Here is a 15,444-nt window from a genome sequence, read left to right as displayed (position 1 = left end):
CGGCGATGGCCACTGGCTCAGTCGTCAGCGAGCAACCCACGCCAGAACCGCTCCGGCTCCGGCCAGGTAGGCAGCACCTCCCCCGCCAGGGCCCGAATCGGCCGGCAGCCGAGGCTGTTGATCAGCAGCGCACCATGACGCAACTGAGGGGCTTCGATCGGCGCCGGAGCCTCCTGGGCCAGCCCCAGGGCCAGGGCCCTCGCCCGCATCACCCCGGGCAGGCAGCCACTGGCCAGGGGCGGAGTCCACCAGCCCCGGGAATGGCGCACGAGCAGGTTGGCGCTGGTGCCGCAGCAGAGCCCCCCGGCCGTGCTCTCCAGCAGCGCCTCCTGCTGCCCCGCCCGCTGGGCCTCCAATCGGGCCAGCACCGAAGCTCCATAGGCAAAGGTCTTGCAGGAGCTGAGCTGGCTGGCGGCATTGCGTCGCTCGAGCCGGCTCACCATCACGGAAACCGAGCTGAAATCAGGCCAAGCGGCACTGAGCTGCAACCAGAAGCGAGCAGGTCCGGGCGAGGGTTCGAGGCCACGCGCGCCATCGCCCCGGCTCCAGTTGAGGCGCAGGGCCCCGCAGCCGATCCCGCTGCGCTCGATCGCCTCGCGGGCCAGTACCGCCACCCGCTCCAGCTGCGGTGGGGGTTCAAGCCCCAGCACATCCGCCCCGCGCCGCCAGCGCTGAAGGTGCTGCGCCAGCAACCGGGGTCGCCCCCCCTCCACCAGCACCGTTTCGAACAGCCCATCGGCCAAGCTCAGGCCCCGATCCGAGAGCGGCACCGCCAGGCGGTCAGGGGCGCCCCAGCGGCCCCCGTCCGGTCCATCGATCCAGGCGATCGCGCTCAGGCCAGGGCCTCCAGCAGGGGATCCAGTTTCCAGGCCAGTTCCTCAGCCTCGGCGGCGGGGCTGGAATCGGCCACGATGCCGCAGCCGGCATGGGCGCGCAGGCGCCGCCCCCTGAGCATCAGGCTGCGGATGAGGATGTTGCTGTCGAAGCGGCCATCGGCCTCGAGCAGGAAGAGGGAGCCGCAGTAGGGCCCCCGGGGCACGGGCTCCAGGGCGCCCAGGCGCTGGCAGGCGCGCACCTTCGGGGCCCCGGTGATCGACCCGCCCGGCCAGCAGGCCCGCAGCAGGTCCACCAGATCGGCCTCCGGGCGCAGCGATCCCTCCACCACGGAGGTGAGATGGTGCACCTGGCGGTAACTCTCCAGCCCCAGCAGCTGCGGCACCCCGATCGAGCCGCTGCGGCAGACCCGGCCGAGGTCGTTGCGCAGCAGATCCACGATCATCACGTTCTCGGCCCGGTCCTTGGCGCTGGTGATCAGGTCGGCGGCGGCGGCGGCATCGGCCTCGGCGGCCGGGTGACGGGGCCGGGTGCCCTTGATCGGACGGGTCTCCACACGGCCATCGCCCTGCAGACGCAGAAAGCGCTCCGGAGAAGCGGAGAGCACCGCCTCGCCGTCCTGGCCGAGCGAAGCGATCGCCACCCCCCCGAAGGGTGCCGGGCAATGGCGCCTCAGTCGGCCGTAGAGCTCCAGGGGTGAGACCGGCTGTGGCAGCAGCAGTTCGCGGCAGGCGGTGAGATTGGCCTGGAACAGATCCCCGGCAGCGATCCACTCCCGCAGGGCCGTTACCTGATCTGCGAAGGCCTCCGGGGTGGTGTGCCAGTGCCAGTGTCCGGGCGGCAGCCCCGGAGAAGGCAGCGCTCCAGCCTCCCCCGGACCCGGATCTTCAGGGCATGACTCGATCAAGACTGCCATGTCCAGCAGCCGCCCCCGGTCGTCTCCCTCCAGCCAGAGACACCGCTCATGAAGATCGAAGCGCAGCAGCGGGTCGTAGCGAGCGGCCCAGAGGGTGGCTGTGTCCGGAGAGCGCCAGTGGGAGCCTGGCTCCACCCAGGCTCCTGCCTCATAGCCCAGCCAGCCCAGCCAGGCCCCACCCGCTCCCAGGACACGCCGCAGGGCCGCGAAGGGATCGCTGGCCCCGGCCTCAGCCGGCAGCCCCCGGCACTCCAGCTGCTCAAGGGGCGCCAGGGCCAGGGTCGACGTGCGTCCCAGGGCCGTTCCATCCCCGTCCAGCCAGACCAGACCCTCGAGGCCGCGCTGCTGGGCCAGCCGGTTCACCAGGGGCCAGGGTTCCCGCCACGGCAGGGGGCGGATCAGACGCTCCCGGCTCATCCAGGTCCGCGGCTGGCCAGTTCGGGATGCCCGGCGTCCCGCAGGGCGGCATCGCGGATGCGGCAGCTGTCGCAGCGGCCGCAGGGGACGGTCCCGCCGGCATAACAGCTCCAGGTGCGCTCGATCGGCAGCCGCAGCCGCAGGGCCTCCTCAACGATCCGGGTCTTGCTCCAGCTCAGCAGCGGTGCCCAGAGCTGGGCCCCCTGGCCCTCCCGGCCGGCCTTGCTGGCCAGGTCCGCCAGGCTCTGAAACGCGGCGAGGTAGTCGGGACGGCAATCGGGGTAGCCCGAATAATCCACCGCATTCACCCCCAGCACCAGCCGGGAGGCCCCCCGGGCCTCGGCCAGGCTGAGCCCCAGGGCGATGAAGACCGTGTTCCGGCCAGGCACATAGGTGGGAGGGATCACCCCCTCAACCACGCCTGCGCCGGGCAGGGCGATGTCCGGATCGGTGAGGGCCGAGCCGCCCCAGGCGGCCAGGTTCAGGGCGATGGTGTGGTGCTCGATCAGGCCGAGCACGGACGCCAGCAGGGCGGCAGCCTCCAGCTCCTGGCGGTGACGCTGGCCGTAATCGAAGGACAGACCGATCACCCGGTAGCCCGCCTCGATCGCCAGAGCCGCGGCCGTGGCCGAATCAAGGCCGCCGGAGAGCAGGGCCACGGCCAGCGGTGCCGGAGAACCTGGATCCAGGGCTGCCGGGGCGGAGGGCAAAGGGATGGCGCCGATCAACGCTGCGCAGGGGCTTGGACATCCATTGTGAAGCTCTGCTCAGCGAGCCTGGGGCGAGACGCTCTCCGGGGGAGAAGGCGCCTGCGGCTGGGGAGGGCGGCGCTGGTCGGGCTCAGGGGTGACAGGAGCTGACGGCTGCTGGCGGGAGGGTGTCTCCTCCGGCTGGCTCTCAGGCTCCGGGCGCTCAGCAGGCTCCGGCGGGCTCGGCACAGGCGGGGGAGGGTCGGCCCGCAGCGACAGGGTGATGAAGGCAGGGGCCACACCTTCGTTGCTGATCAACAGCTGGGCCTGATTACCGGGCACCACCCCCAGGCTCACCACCCGCAGGGGACCTTTGGGCTCGAGCAGATTCCCCTGGGCGTCGAAGATGCTCATCTGCATCAGCGGGGAGCCATTGACCCCCAGCACCAGCTGGTGGCCCCTGGGGATGCGAATCGGGAACACCCGGGCGCCGTTGGCCTCCAGTTCCGCCGACTGCACCCGGGCCTGACCGGGGGTGGCCAGAATCGGCTCGACCCGCAGGCTCTCCAGGGTCTGCTGGGCGGCGGCATACCAGAGCTGGCGGAAGGGCTCGGGTGGAATGTCCATGCTGGATCGGCCCGGCAGCAGAGCCTGGGCATTGCCGGAGACCAGCTGGCGCAGCACCGGTGCGCTCAGGCCCTGGGCGGCAAGACGCCGCTGCTGGCCCTCCCAGTCGGAGGCGCTGAAACTGCCGAGCTTGCGGCGCACGGCGATCGGCAGCTGCTCCACCCGGGCCAACCACTCCTCCGCCAGTTCATTCCAGACCTTGCGCAGGGGGGAATCCTCCAGCGCATCACTGGGCAGTCGCCCTCCCCGCTCGGGGAACTGGGCCATCAGGTTGGCGTCCACCAGGTTGAGAAACCAGCCACGGTCGACCTGCAGGGCCCTCAGGCGGTTGAGCAACTCCTGGCGCTGATCCACTTCCCCAGGCGGCAAGCTGGCAGTGAGTGGGCGCTGGGGGGTTTCCCTGACCTCCTCGCTGGGAGCCTTGCCGCGGCCGAGCAACCACCAGCCCAGGCTGATGCCGACCACGGCCGAGAACACCAGGGCCATCACCACCGGCCAGAGCCGGCCTTCCACGGCCTCGTCCTTGACCTGCTGGCGGCTGCGCAGAACAGCGACAGGCGGCGTGGGAGCCGGAGCGCGGGGAGGCTCAACTGGCGGCGGCACAGACGGTGGCACCAGGGCAACGGTGCGGTCGGCCCGGGCCACGGGGCCGAGGCTCTCGGGCATCGGCAGCTCCTGAAAGGCCTCCAGCGCCTGGGACGCCGTGGCAAAGCGCTGATCGGGATCGGAGCTCAGCAACCGCTCCAGCGGCTCCCGCAGGGCCGGATCGAGCTGGTCGGCAGCCGGCCAGCTCCAGGCGAGGGTTGTTGGATCGAGCAGGGCCGCCGGCTCATCCCCGGTGAGCAGCACCAGCGCCACGACCCCCAGGGCGTGAAGGTCCATCCAGGGCTGCACGGGTTCGCCGCGGCCCAGCTCCGCCGGCGCATAGCCGGGCGTGGCCCCGCCGGCGGGAGCCTCGATGGAACCATCGCGCACCAGGCCGAAATCGAGCAGCACCGGCAGGCCATCGCGGTCGCGGCGCAGCAGATTGGCCGGACTGAGGTCGCCATGGACCAGGTCCTGGCCATGGAGGGCCGCCAGCACCGGCAGCAGCTGTCGCACCAGCAGCAGCACCTCCCCTGCCCCGAAGACCAGCTGACGCTCGCGCCGCGCCTCCAGCAGCTCCCTGTAGGTGGGTCCCCCCTGCCACTCGCGCACCAACCAGAGCTCATCCCCCCGAGGAATGGCTTCACCGATGCGGGGGATCTGGGGATGGAGCACCCCCTGCAGGCGGCTCCAGAGCTGCCGCCAATGCTCCTGGTCCTGCTCGGGACCCAGCTGACGCAGGGCCATCAGCGCCCCGCCGGCCAGCTGATCGCTGGCGCGCCAGAGCACCCCCTGGGGGCTGCGGCTGAGCTCCGCCTCCAGGCGGTAGCGATCCGCGATCAGCAGACCTGGCTCGGCGGTTTGAGCGGGATCCATCAGGCCGGAACCCGCTCTCGGCGGGGCTGGCTCAGTCCGCGGGAGGCGAGCCAGTCGGCATCGTAGAGGCGGGAGCGGTAGCGATCACCGCTGTCGCAGAGCACGGTGACGATCGTGTGGCCGGGCCCGAGCCGGCGGGCCGTTTCCACCGCCGCCGCCACGTTGATGCCCACCGAGCCGCCCATGAACAGCCCTTCCCGCCAGAGCAACTGGTAGATGGTCTCGAGGGCGCTCTGGTCGTCGATGCGCACCGCATCGTCGATCGGTGCCCCCTCGAGGTTGGCGGTGACGCGGCTGTTGCCGATGCCCTCGGTGATCGAGCTGCCCTCGGCCTTCAGCCCGGCGCCGGTGGCCCAGGCATGGAGGGCGCTGCCGTGGGGATCGGCCAGCACGCAGCGCACCCGCTCGGAGCGCTCCTTCAGGAACAGGGCCACGCCGGCATAGGTGCCGCCGGTGCCGGTGGCCGACACCCAGGCGTCGATGCGGCCGCCGGTCTGCTCCCAGATCTCAGGGCCGGTGCTGGCGTAATGGGCGCGGCGGTTGGCCAGGTTGTCGAACTGATTGGCCCAGATGGCACCCGGGATTTCGGCGGCGATGCGGCCCGAGAGCTTCACGTAGTTGTTGGGGTCGCGGTAGGGCACCGCCGGGACGGTGCGCACCTCCGCGCCAAGGCTGCGCAGCAGCCCGATCTTCTCAGCCGACTGGGTGTCGGGGATGACGATCAAGCTGCGGTAGCCGCGGGCATTGCAGAGGTGGGTGAGGCCGATGCCGGTGTTGCCGGCCGTGCCTTCGACCACGGTGCCGCCCGGTTGCAGAGCGCCCGACTCCTCCGCTTCCAGCAGGATGCCGAGGGCAGCGCGGTCTTTGACGGAGCCCCCGGGGTTCATGAACTCCGCCTTGCCGAGGATCTCGCAACCGGTCAGGTCGCTGAGCAGGCGCAGACGAATCAGGGGGGTGTTGCCGACGGCTTCAACAAAACCCTGGCTGATGCCTGCCTGGGTGCAGGGTCCCTGGCGGATGCCCATGGCGGCGGCTTTGTCGCAACGGTGGTCTGTGGCCGATCGTAAGGGGGTCAGCCGCGACCGCCGATCCCCACTAGGCTCCTCCCCAGCTTGTTTCCCATGCCATGGCTTCCGCGGCTCCAAGCGCGGCCCTGCTGGAGCGGCTGGGGACGATCCGCCGCCGCAGCGAAGAGCTGGTGGCCGATCTGGAGCCTGAAGACCTCTGCCTGCAGGGCATGGCCGACGCCAGCCCGCCCAAGTGGCATCTCGGCCACACCACCTGGTTCTTCGAGACCTTCCTGCTCCAACCCCACTTGCCCGGCTATGAGCCCGCCGACAGCCGCTGGGGCTTTCTGTTCAATTCCTATTACGACGCGATCGGCGAGCGCCACCCCCGCCCCCAGCGGGGCCTGCTCTCCCGTCCACCGATGCGGGAGGTGATGGCCTGGCGGCGGCGGGTGGATGCCGGGCTGGAGGATCTGCTGGAGCGGCTGGTCCGGCAACCCCAGGCCACGGCGGCGCCTGTGCTGGAGCTGCTGGAGCTGGGGCTGCAGCACGAACAGCAGCACCAGGAGCTGCTGCTGATGGATCTGCTCGACGGCTTCAGCCGTAACCCCCTGGAGCCCGCCTACCGCCAGCCGGCCGGGCTCCCCGGTGAAGCGGCGGAGCCGCTGGAGTGGATCGAGCATCCGGGCGGCCTGGTGGAGATCGGCGCGGGCCCCGAGGGCGGCTTCCACTTCGACAACGAGGCGCCACGCCACCGTCACTGGCTGGAGCCCCATGCGATCGCCAGCCGGCTGGTGCGCAATGGCGAATTCGCGGCCTTCATTGCCGCAGGGGGGTACCGCCGGCCGGAGCTGTGGATGAGCGAAGGCTGGGCCCTGGTGCAGGAGCGCGGCTGGCGGGCACCCCGCTACTGGCGCGGCTCTGAACACGACGGCTGGAGCTGGGAGTTCAGCCTGGAAGGGAGGCGGCCCCTGCGTCCGGAGGCGCCGGTGCGGCATCTGAGCTGGTTCGAGGCCGACGCCTACGCCCGCTGGGCCGGAGCCCGCCTGCCCACGGAAGCCGAGTGGGAATCCGCCGCCCGGGGCGGCCACCCCGCTTTGCGGGAGCTGGAGGGTCAGGTGTGGCAGTGGACCGCCAGCGCCTACCGTCCCTATCCGGGCTTCACGCCAGCCGCCGGCGCAGTGGGTGAATACAACGGCAAATTCATGAGTTCCCAGATGGTGCTGCGCGGCGGCAGCGACTTCACCCCGCCCGGTCACAGCCGCCTCAGCTACCGCAACTTCTTCCCGCCCGCCAGCCGCTGGATGGCCAGCGGCCTGCGCCTGGCCCAGGAGCGGCGATGAGCAGCCAGCCCGGCCTCAGGCCCCGGCTGGCGACACCAGCGGCACCGCGGTCGCCGGACCCTGCCATCACCATGCTCGATCTGCATCCAGCCCCGGCCGACATGGCCCGGCTGGTGATCGAGGGGCTGAGCCGCACACCCAAGCAGCTCCCGGCCTGGTTTCTCTACGACAACGAGGGCTCCCGCCTGTTCGACGCCATCTGCGAACAACCGGAATACGGCCTCACCCGCACTGAAACCGCCCTGCTCAGCCGCCATGCCCCCGCCATGGCCGCGGCCATGGGCGAGGGTGTGCTGGTGGAGTTCGGCGCCGGCAGCGCCCGCAAGGTCTCGCCGCTGCTGGAGGCCCTGGCCCCGCCGGCCTACGTGGCCCTTGACATCAGCGCCGAGCATCTTCAGGAGGCGTGCCGCAACCTGCAGCAACGCCACCCCAGCATCCCGGTGCTGGGCATCTGCTGCGACTACAGCCAGCTCCAGCAGCTGCCGGAGCAGCCCCTGCTGGCGGGGCAGCGGCGGCTCGGCTTCTACCCCGGCAGCTCCCTGGGCAACTTCGATCCCGACGAAGCCGTGACCCTGCTGGGCCAGTTCTCCCGCCTGCTGGGGAGCGATGGGCGGCTGCTGATCGGCATCGACCAGCCGCGCTCGGCGGCGGCGCTGGAAGCGGCCTACAACGACCGGGCCGGCCACTCCGCCGCCTTCGCCCGCAACCTGCTGGTGCGGCTCAACCGAGAGCTCGCAGGCAGCTTCGATCCCGGCAGCTTCCGTTATGAGGCCCACTGGCAGGCACAGGACTCCCGCATCGCCATGGCCCTGGTGAGCGAGCGGGACCAGCAGGTGAGCCTCGATGGAACACCCTGGCGGTTCGCCGCCGGCGAAGCCCTGATCACCGAGTACAGCCACAAGTACAGCCCGGAGGCCTTCACCGCCCTGGCGGCGGCGGCGGGTTGGCGCGCCCTGGAGCGCTGGGGCGCCGACGACGGCAGCTTCAGCCTGCACCTGCTGCAACCAGCGGCAGCAGGTGCCGAACCAGGCAGACTCAGCATCTGATCAGAAGCGAGAAGACCGGCGATGAGCAGGGACGACCAGCGTCGGGCGATGCGCGAGACCCGCGAAGGCCTGATTGAGCAACTGGAGCAGCTCTACCGCGAGGCTTTCGACCGCATCGGTGAACGGGATCTCGGCGAAGGGGCCATCGCCCGCCTCACCCAGCTGCTGCTGCGCTCCCGCGAAGCGGCGATCACGCCCCTGGAGGAAGAGATCGAAGCCCCCCTGATCACCCGTGCCCCGGAGTGAACCCTCCTTTGACCGTGACACGCCCATGAGCAGCAGCTGGTTCGAGCAGTTGGAGTCGCAGCTGGAGCAGCAGCTGGAGGCCTTCCTCGGCAGCCATCCAGGCCAGCAGGAGCTGCTGGAGCTGGAGGAGCTGCTGGAGCGCCAACGTCGCCTGCGCCGGCGGCGCCTGCAGATCCAGGCCCAGGCCGAGCAGCTGCGCCAGGCCTTGCTGCAGATCGCCGGCGAGATCACCCAGTGGCAGGAGCGGGTGCGGCGGGCGAGGGCCGCCGGTGCCCAGGAGCTGGCTGGACGGGCCGAGGCCCATCAGGGTCAGCTGATGGGCCAGGGGCGCGACCGCTGGCAGCTGCTGGGGGAGCTGGGCAAGGAATTCGCCCGGGTGGAGCAGGAGTTGCAGGAGCTGGAGCAGCGACAGCAGGCCCGCCCCAAGCCCTCCGGCCAGCCCGCCAGAGAACCAGTGGGCGACCCAGCGACCGGTCCCGACCTGGAGCGCGCCTGGGCCGATTTCGAGTCGCGCCAGGAGCTGGAGGAGCTGCGGCGCCGCTCCCGGCCCGCCGGCCCCTGAGCAGGAGCTCCCTCCCATGGGCTTTCTGCTCTCGAAATTGCTGCCGCAACTGCTCTATCCGCTGAGCCTGGGCCTGCTGCTGGCTCTGGCCGGCCTGCTGGTGGGGCCGCGGCGCCGCTGGAGCGGCCCCCTGGGGGGCCTTGGCCTGGCCATGCTCTGGATCAGCGCCATGCCGCTCACCGCCAGGGAACTGGTCTGGGGGCTGGAGGCCCGCAGTGCCCGCCTGACGCCCGCGCCCGTACCCCGGGGCGACGCCATCGTGGTGCTGGGCGGAGGCCTGCGGGCGGCGTTGCCCCCCAGGGCCGGAGTGGAGGTGAACGAGGCTGGCGACCGGCTGCTGAGCGGGATCCGGCTGCTGCGGGACCAGCGGGCGCCCCTGCTGCTGCTGAGCGGAGGCCGGGTGAGCTTCAGCGGCGGGGATCCCGCCCCAGCTGAAGCCATCAGCGCCCGCAGCCTGGCGCTGGAGCTGGGTGTCCCCGCGGATCGCCTTCTGGTCAGTGATCAGGCCAGGACCACCGCCGAGGAGGCGAGGGATCTGCGGCGGATCGGCCAATCCCGCGGCTGGAGCACGGTGCTGCTGGTGACCAGCGCCCTGCACATGCCCAGGGCCCTGGCCAGCTTCCGCCGCCAGAGCGGGCTCCAGGTGGTGCCGGTGGCCTGCGACTACCTGCTGCCGGCCCGTGATCAGCTCGGCAGGCCCACCGCCGGATCGGTGCTGCTGTCGCTCTGGCCCGACGCCGGCTCACTGCTGCTGAGCAGCCTCGCCATCAAGGAACATCTCGGCCTGCTCGTGTACCGCCTCAGGGGCTGGAGCTGAACAGCTGAGCTGAAGGGGGCGGCCGGTCGTTGGAGCGGGCTTACTTCTTCGGAGCGGGGGGCTCCAGGCTCACCCCTTCTGGAGGAGGAGTGGGATCGGGATCGGCGATCAGCATGTGCTGCAGGACGATCTCGGGCCGCTCACTGTCGCGCCAGCGGATGCGGTAAGCGGGCATCTTGGTGCCACGGCTGGTGGTCTGCTCAACAGGCTCCATCACCCAGCCCCGGCGGGAGCGACCCTGAGGATTGCGCTTGACCACCGCATCCGCGTGTTTGAAGCGGAAACCGACGCGCTCACCGCTCATGGGCTGGGGGATAGTCCGAGTACGGTTAATTATCTCATTGCGCCGGTTCAGCCCACCGGCGGCACCGCTTCCGGCCGTAGCAGGGGGAAAGCGATCACGTCGCGGATGCTCGGGCTGTCGGTGAGCAGCATCGCCAGCCGATCGATGCCGATGCCCAGTCCGCCGGTGGGGGGCATGCCCACTTCGAGGGCATGGAGGAAGTCTTCGTCGACCCCATGGGCCTCCAGATCGCCCGCCGCACGGCGCTCCTGCTGGGCTTCCAGCCGCCGGCGCTGGTCGATCGGATCAATCAACTCACTGAAGGCGTTGGCGGTTTCACGGCCAACGATGAACAGCTCGAAGCGCTCCACCAGCCCGGGCTTGCTGCGGTGAGCGCGGGCGAGGGGGGAGTTCTCCACCGGGTAGTCGGTCACGAAGGTGGGCTGAATCAGCGAGTCCTCCACCCGTTGCTCGAAAGCTTCGTTGAGCAGTCGACCCACGCTGTCGGCCGCCTCAGGCACCTCCAGGCCCGCGGCGGCCATGGCGGCGGCGGCCTGCTCGCGGCTGCTGAAGCCGTTGAAATCCAGGCCCGTGGCCTGCTCCACCAGCTCATGCATGGTGGCCCGCCGCCAGGGGGGGGTCAGGTCGATGGCGGTGCCCTGATACTCGATGGCCGTGGTGCCGCACACCTGCTGGCAGACCGAGGCGATCAGCTCCTCGGTGAGCACCATCATGTCGGTGTAATCGGCGTAGGCCTGATAGATCTCGACCGTGGTGAACTCAGGATTGTGGCGCGTGCTCACCCCTTCGTTGCGGAAGATGCGGCCCAGTTCGTAGACCCGCTCGAAACCGCCCACCACCAGGCGCTTGAGGTGCAGTTCGGTGGCGATCCGCAGCACCAGGGGCAGATCGAGGGTGTTGTGGTGGGTGGTGAAGGGCCGGGCGTCGGCACCACCGGCCTCGGCGTTGAGGACCGGCGTTTCGATCTCCAGGAACTGGCGCTCATCCAGCCAGCGGCGGATGCCGCTCACCAGCAGGGCCCGGCGCCGGAAGGTCTCGCGGGTCTGGGGCGAGACCACCAGATCGAGGTAGCGCTGGCGGTAACGCTTCTCCACGTCCGCCAGGCCGTGCCACTTGTCGGGGAGTGGCTGCAGGGCCTTGGTCAGCATCTGCCAGCCGGTCACCTTCACCGAGAGCTCGCCCCGGTCGGTACGGCGCAGACTTCCGCTCACACCGATCCAGTCGCCGGCGTCCACCAGGGTGGTGAGCTGGGTGAAGGCCTCGGGCTGATCCGGCAGGGCCGCCGCCAGGGTGGCCTTCTCGATGAACAGCTGGATCGGGCCGGTCTCATCGAGCAGGGTGAAGAAGGCCAGCTTGCCCATCACCCGGCGGGTCATCACCCGCCCGGCCACCGAAACCCGCTCATCCCGCTCCTGACCGTTGGCCAGATCGGCATGCAGACGCTGCAGCTCAGCGTGACGGTGGCTGGGGTCGAAGCGCAGGCCATAGGGTCCCTGGCCCAGGCCCCTGAGGACCTCAGCCTTGTCCAGTCGGGCCTGCTCCAGGCGGTTGAAGCGCGTCTCCGGCAAGGGGACAGATCTCAGACAGGAGACCCATCCTGAAGGACCGAGGGCTTCAGGATGGGTCTCAGGCCGTGGCCGCGACGGCCGCCTCGGCCATCCGCTGGGAGGCATAGCCGGTGCCTCGCACCGTGAGGATCAGCTCGGGGTTGCGCGGATCGGGCTCGAGCTTGCCGCGCAGGCGGGCCACATAGACATCGACCACGCGCAGGTCGGCGGCACGGCGAGGGGGATAGCCCCAGAGCTGCTCGAGGATCTCGGCCCGGGGCACAACCCGGCCGGGATCACGGAAGAGCAGCTCCAGCAGGCTGAATTCGGTGTAGGTGAGGCCGATGCGCTCACCCTCGCGGGTGACCTGGCGGCGGTTGGTGTCGACGACCAGATCCCCCACCCGCAACACCCCCTGCCCAGCAGGCACATCGCGGGATTCGGCTGCCGCGGAGCCCCTGCCCACCCGCCGCAGGATGGTGGCGATGCGGGCCTCGAGCTCCTTGGGGCTGAACGGCTTGGGCAGGTAGTCGTCGGCGCCGAGATCCAGGCCGGCCACCCGCTCGGCAATGGCATCAAGTGCCGAGAGAAAGATGATCGGCACGCAGGATTCAGCCCGCAGCCTGCGGCAGACAGCGAAGCCATCCAGCTTGGGCAGCATCACATCGAGCACCACCAGGTCGGGCTGCTCGTCGTGGAAGAGGGAAAGGGCCTGCTCACCGTCCTCGGCGCAGACCACCCGGTAGCCGGCCAGCTGCAGGCGCATCACCAGCACACGGCGCACGGTGGCTTCGTCGTCGACCACCAGCACGGTGGCGCAGGGTTCTGACGAAGACTCCGGGGAAGACACACCCTGCAGCTGCTGGGGATCCGCTTCCAGGGGCATCGGAGTCCAGTCATGAAGAAAAGCAACCCTACCTTGTGGGGCTGTTACAGAGCGACCAACGCTCAGCCTCTGCGCGGGGACTCAGCCAAGACTTAATGATTTATTCATGAAGTCTGGAGGGGCGCCCAGTCAGGGCCAGCGGGCTTCGGCATACACGTTCCAGTCGCGCTCCGCTTCCGCCAGCGCCTGATCACTCTCGATCTGGCCAAGCATCGCCCGCTGCAGCTGGCGGTAAAGAATCGCCTGCAACCTCTTCACCCCGGGGGTGGCGGGCACCAGCACCCGCGCCCGGCCGAGGGTCTCCACCGACTGCAGTCGCGCCTGCCGCACCAGCCGCTCCTGGGCATCGGCGGGCGTCTGCTGGCGCAATCCCTGCTCGATGCTCTTCAGGGCCTGCCGCGCCGAAGGCAGCACCCGGGCTTCCTCGGCAAAGCGGGCCTGGTTGGCGGCATTGGTGAGGTAGAGGGCAAAACTGAGCGCCTGCTTCGCTTTGGTGCTCTGGCGCGAGACGGCCAGGTTCATCACCGCCACGTTCGCCAGCCCGTCGGGGCCCGTCAGCGGCGGCCCCGGCCGGGTGACGGCGGCAATGCCCGGGGCATTGGTCTGAATGCTGCGCAGGAACTCGGCGCCGCTGGAGAGCAGGGCCAGTTCACCACTCTGGTAGAGCTCCACGGCCCGGCGGTAGCCCTGGCTCACCACCTCCCGCGGCAGCAGGCCCCGCCGGTAGAGGTCGCTCCAGAAGGCGAAGGCCCGGCGACCCGCCGGGGAGTTGAAAGCGGCGCGCTGGCGCTGATCCTGCAGGGTCACCCCCATCTGCACCATCGACTCCAGCAGCTCGGCGGAATCGTCGGGCACCACCGTGACGAACAGGGCGTATTTGCCGGTGCGACGCCTGACCGCCTCGGCGAAGGCCGGCACCTCCTCCCAGCGGCTGGGCGGCTGGCTGTAACCCGCCCGGGTGAGCAGGTCGCTGTTGCTCAGGGAGATCCGCGCCGTGAGGTACCAGGGAATCGCGAACTGCCCGCCGTCCTGGCGGCTGGCCTGCCAGATCAGGGGCAGGTAGGTGGCAGCGGCATCCGGGGGCAGGAGCGGATCCAGATCCATCAGCCCTCCCTTGCTGGCGAGGTTGGCCGCAAACAGCGGGTTCAGGTTCACCACATCCGGCGCCGTGCGGGCGAACACCGCCGCCAGCAGCTTGCGCTCCACCGACCCCCAGGGCACATCGGTCCAGCGCACCTTCAGGCCAGGATTCTCCCGTTCCCAGGCGGCGATCACCCCACGCAGGTAGTCATTGAACTTGGGGGCCAGATCAAGGGTCCAGAACTGCAGCTCCGGTCCGCTGGGGCGACGGACCCCGCAGCCGGCCAGCAACGCGAGCAGGGCGCTGCCCATCAGCTCACGCCGGCTCCAGCGGCGCCCGGGATTGAAGGGCCGATCCAGCACCGGTTTCGTCATCCCATCACCCCCGCGCGCTGGCACTGTGCCGTCGCCAGAGCAACAGCAGCAACGAACAGATCATCGGTGCCAGCAGGGCCGTGACCAACACCTGCGCCAGCAGGGTGTGCAGGCTTGCCGCTGTGAGCAGTGCCGCCCAGCCGCTGCCCGCCTGGCGCTGCAGCAGCACACTCAGCCCCAGCAGCGCGCTGCCGAGCATGGCCAGCAGGCCGAGGCTGAAGCTGCGTTCGATCGGCGGGCCCCGCCGCGGCAGCCGCCCCCACCACCAGCCCAGCAGGGCCAGGGCAGGCATCTGGGTGGCACCGCCGAGATGGAGGGTGTCGAGCAGGAGGCCTAGGGCCAGCCCCGCCAGGGCACCGGAGAGGGGCCCATCCGCCAGCGACCAGGGCAGCAGCCAGAGCACCGCCCAGCTGGGGGGAACCCCGCCGATCCGCAGCACGCCAGGCGCCGCCAGGGTGAGCAGCGGCACCACCAAGGCGCTGACCACGAAGAGGGGGCGGCGGTGCAGGCTGGCCATGGTTCAGGATCCCGCCGGAGCGGGGCCCCGGCGGGTGAGCACCTGCACCCAGTCGACCGAAGCCACCGGGGCGCTCAGCTGCACCACCGCCAGCGTGGCCGGCACCGCCTTCTCATCCACCGACTGGATCACCCCCACGCTCAGGCCCGGGGGCACCAGGGTGCTGGCGGGGGAGGTGACCACCACATCGCCCGGGCGCACCTGGGGATCCTTCTCGAGGAAGCGCAGCACAGGCCTGTTGCTGCCGACCCCGGTGAGCAGTCCATGGCGCTGAGTGCGCCCCACCCAGACACCCACCTTGCTGGAGGTGTCGGTGAGCAGGGCCACCCGGGCGGTGGTGGGGGTGACGCTGTCCACCCGCCCGATCAGGCCGCCGGGAGCGATCACCGAATCCCCCGGCTGGATGCCCTGGAGCCCGCCGGCACCAAGCACCAATTGATGCCACCAGTCGCCCGGCTCACGGGAAATCACCGGTGCGGTGACCTTGCCGGGATCGGCCCGCTGCAAGTCAAGCAGGCGGCGCAGGCGGCGGTTGTCGAGCTCCAGCTGACTGAGCCTGGTCTGCTGATCCAGCTGCTGAGCCGCCTGCAACCACTCCTTCTGGGCGCTGCCGGGCCAGAAGGGGCGGCTCAGCAGGGCGTAGGTATCGCTGAGCAGGGCGCCCTTGCTGAGGCGAACCGCCACCAGGGCGAACGCCACCAGGGCCCACGGCCAGGCTCCGACCACCGGCCTCAGCCAGGGGACGCGGGAGAGGCGTCCGAACGGCACAG

At 70.4% G+C, this 15,444-nt stretch carries 16 protein-coding genes; 5 read left to right on the top strand and 11 right to left on the bottom strand.

The annotated features are described in order from the left end of the window. Positions 1 to 17 precede the first annotated feature (17 nt). From WH5701_RS12920 to WH5701_RS12900, 5 genes are all read right to left on the bottom strand, one after another. Positions 18 to 770 carry an aminotransferase class IV gene (locus WH5701_RS12920; protein ID WP_006172920.1) on the bottom strand — a complete coding sequence of 251 codons (753 nt, stop codon included), beginning with the start codon at positions 768 to 770 and terminating at the stop codon, positions 18 to 20. A 62-nt stretch (positions 771 to 832) separates the two neighbouring features. Continuing rightward, positions 833 to 2,167 (bottom strand): anthranilate synthase component I family protein, encoded by a 1,335-nt coding sequence (locus WH5701_RS12915; protein ID WP_006172918.1) that lies wholly within the window; start codon positions 2,165 to 2,167, stop codon positions 833 to 835. After that, positions 2,164 to 2,832: a 7-cyano-7-deazaguanine synthase QueC gene (gene queC, locus WH5701_RS12910; RefSeq protein WP_037981464.1), complete on the bottom strand. Its 669-nt coding sequence runs from the start codon at positions 2,830 to 2,832 to the stop codon at positions 2,164 to 2,166. The genes WH5701_RS12915 and queC overlap by 4 nt, the downstream gene beginning before the upstream one ends. Before the next feature lie 102 nt (positions 2,833 to 2,934). After that, the gene (locus WH5701_RS12905; RefSeq protein WP_006172916.1) at positions 2,935 to 4,944 is read right to left on the bottom strand and encodes a phosphotransferase; all 2,010 of its coding nucleotides are present in this window, start codon (positions 4,942 to 4,944) and stop codon (positions 2,935 to 2,937) included. Continuing rightward, a complete protein-coding gene (locus tag WH5701_RS12900) occupies positions 4,944 to 5,969 on the bottom strand; it encodes a cysteine synthase A (protein WP_006172915.1) in 1,026 nt (341 codons plus the stop codon). The genes WH5701_RS12905 and WH5701_RS12900 overlap by 1 nt, the downstream gene beginning before the upstream one ends. A 101-nt stretch (positions 5,970 to 6,070) precedes the next feature. Here WH5701_RS12900 and egtB point away from each other — a divergent pair, with 101 nt between their 5' ends. The 5 genes from egtB (at position 6,071) to WH5701_RS12875 (ending at position 9,965) form a co-directional block, all read left to right on the top strand. Then, on the top strand, positions 6,071 to 7,294 hold the full coding sequence (gene egtB / locus WH5701_RS12895; protein WP_006172914.1) for an ergothioneine biosynthesis protein EgtB: 1,224 nt from the start codon (positions 6,071 to 6,073) through the stop codon (positions 7,292 to 7,294). A gap of 71 nt (positions 7,295 to 7,365) precedes the next feature. Continuing rightward, positions 7,366 to 8,340 carry an L-histidine N(alpha)-methyltransferase gene (gene egtD / locus WH5701_RS12890; RefSeq protein ID WP_006172912.1) on the top strand — a complete coding sequence of 325 codons (975 nt, stop codon included), beginning with the start codon at positions 7,366 to 7,368 and terminating at the stop codon, positions 8,338 to 8,340. A 21-nt stretch (positions 8,341 to 8,361) separates the two neighbouring features. Then, positions 8,362 to 8,586 (top strand): hercynine metabolism small protein, encoded by a 225-nt coding sequence (locus WH5701_RS12885; protein ID WP_006172911.1) that lies wholly within the window; start codon positions 8,362 to 8,364, stop codon positions 8,584 to 8,586. Positions 8,587 to 8,611: 25 nt separating this feature from the next. After that, positions 8,612 to 9,148, top strand: coding sequence for a hercynine metabolism protein (locus tag WH5701_RS12880; protein WP_006172909.1), 537 nt, complete (start codon positions 8,612 to 8,614; stop codon positions 9,146 to 9,148). Positions 9,149 to 9,164: 16 nt separating this feature from the next. After that, positions 9,165 to 9,965, top strand: coding sequence for a YdcF family protein (locus WH5701_RS12875; RefSeq protein WP_006172907.1), 801 nt, complete (start codon positions 9,165 to 9,167; stop codon positions 9,963 to 9,965). A 40-nt stretch (positions 9,966 to 10,005) separates the two neighbouring features. Here WH5701_RS12875 and WH5701_RS12870 read toward each other — a convergent pair whose 3' ends face one another. The 6 genes from WH5701_RS12870 to mreC all read right to left on the bottom strand — a co-directional run bounded on the left by WH5701_RS12870 (position 10,006) and on the right by mreC (position 15,442). Next, complete coding sequence (locus WH5701_RS12870; RefSeq protein WP_006172906.1) at positions 10,006 to 10,269, bottom strand: hypothetical protein; 264 nt, start codon at positions 10,267 to 10,269, stop codon at positions 10,006 to 10,008. Positions 10,270 to 10,316: 47 nt separating this feature from the next. Then, positions 10,317 to 11,837 (bottom strand): lysine--tRNA ligase, encoded by a 1,521-nt coding sequence (gene lysS / locus WH5701_RS12865; RefSeq protein ID WP_006172904.1) that lies wholly within the window; start codon positions 11,835 to 11,837, stop codon positions 10,317 to 10,319. Positions 11,838 to 11,895: 58 nt separating this feature from the next. Further along, the gene (rpaB, locus tag WH5701_RS12860) at positions 11,896 to 12,702 is read right to left on the bottom strand and encodes a response regulator transcription factor RpaB (RefSeq protein WP_006172902.1); all 807 of its coding nucleotides are present in this window, start codon (positions 12,700 to 12,702) and stop codon (positions 11,896 to 11,898) included. Positions 12,703 to 12,831: 129 nt separating this feature from the next. Then, positions 12,832 to 14,157 carry a sugar ABC transporter substrate-binding protein gene (locus WH5701_RS12855; RefSeq protein WP_050751590.1) on the bottom strand — a complete coding sequence of 442 codons (1,326 nt, stop codon included), beginning with the start codon at positions 14,155 to 14,157 and terminating at the stop codon, positions 12,832 to 12,834. Positions 14,158 to 14,161: 4 nt separating this feature from the next. Then, positions 14,162 to 14,674: a rod shape-determining protein MreD gene (gene mreD, locus WH5701_RS12850; RefSeq protein ID WP_006172898.1), complete on the bottom strand. Its 513-nt coding sequence runs from the start codon at positions 14,672 to 14,674 to the stop codon at positions 14,162 to 14,164. A 3-nt stretch (positions 14,675 to 14,677) separates the two neighbouring features. Beyond that, on the bottom strand, positions 14,678 to 15,442 hold the full coding sequence (gene mreC, locus WH5701_RS12845) for a rod shape-determining protein MreC (RefSeq protein WP_006172897.1): 765 nt from the start codon (positions 15,440 to 15,442) through the stop codon (positions 14,678 to 14,680). Between the last annotated feature and the right edge of the window lie 2 nt (positions 15,443 to 15,444).

This window comes from Synechococcus sp. WH 5701, assembly GCF_000153045.1.
GTDB lineage: Bacteria > Cyanobacteriota > Cyanobacteriia > PCC-6307 > Cyanobiaceae > Regnicoccus_A > Regnicoccus_A antarcticus.
Note: the sequence above shows the minus strand (reverse complement) of the source record. Positions and strands in the feature narration are given on the sequence as shown.

What these genes read in the sequence shown, in the direction of transcription:
- WH5701_RS12880 (WP_006172909.1), top strand. Translation starts at nt 8,612, where the DNA reads ATGAGCAGCAGCTGGTTCGAGCAGTTGGAGTCGCAGCTGGAGCAGCAG.
- WH5701_RS12875 (WP_006172907.1), top strand. Translation starts at nt 9,165, where the DNA reads ATGGGCTTTCTGCTCTCGAAATTGCTGCCGCAACTGCTCTATCCGCTG.
- rpaB (WP_006172902.1), bottom strand. Translation starts at nt 12,702, where the DNA reads ATGCCCCTGGAAGCGGATCCCCAGCAGCTGCAGGGTGTGTCTTCCCCG.
- egtB (WP_006172914.1), top strand. Translation starts at nt 6,071, where the DNA reads ATGGCTTCCGCGGCTCCAAGCGCGGCCCTGCTGGAGCGGCTGGGGACG.
- WH5701_RS12900 (WP_006172915.1), bottom strand. Translation starts at nt 5,969, where the DNA reads ATGGGCATCCGCCAGGGACCCTGCACCCAGGCAGGCATCAGCCAGGGT.
- WH5701_RS12885 (WP_006172911.1), top strand. Translation starts at nt 8,362, where the DNA reads ATGAGCAGGGACGACCAGCGTCGGGCGATGCGCGAGACCCGCGAAGGC.
- WH5701_RS12915 (WP_006172918.1), bottom strand. Translation starts at nt 2,167, where the DNA reads ATGAGCCGGGAGCGTCTGATCCGCCCCCTGCCGTGGCGGGAACCCTGG.
- WH5701_RS12905 (WP_006172916.1), bottom strand. Translation starts at nt 4,944, where the DNA reads ATGGATCCCGCTCAAACCGCCGAGCCAGGTCTGCTGATCGCGGATCGC.
- mreD (WP_006172898.1), bottom strand. Translation starts at nt 14,674, where the DNA reads ATGGCCAGCCTGCACCGCCGCCCCCTCTTCGTGGTCAGCGCCTTGGTG.
- WH5701_RS12870 (WP_006172906.1), bottom strand. Translation starts at nt 10,269, where the DNA reads ATGAGCGGTGAGCGCGTCGGTTTCCGCTTCAAACACGCGGATGCGGTG.
- egtD (WP_006172912.1), top strand. Translation starts at nt 7,366, where the DNA reads ATGCTCGATCTGCATCCAGCCCCGGCCGACATGGCCCGGCTGGTGATC.
- WH5701_RS12855 (WP_050751590.1), bottom strand. Translation starts at nt 14,157, where the DNA reads ATGACGAAACCGGTGCTGGATCGGCCCTTCAATCCCGGGCGCCGCTGG.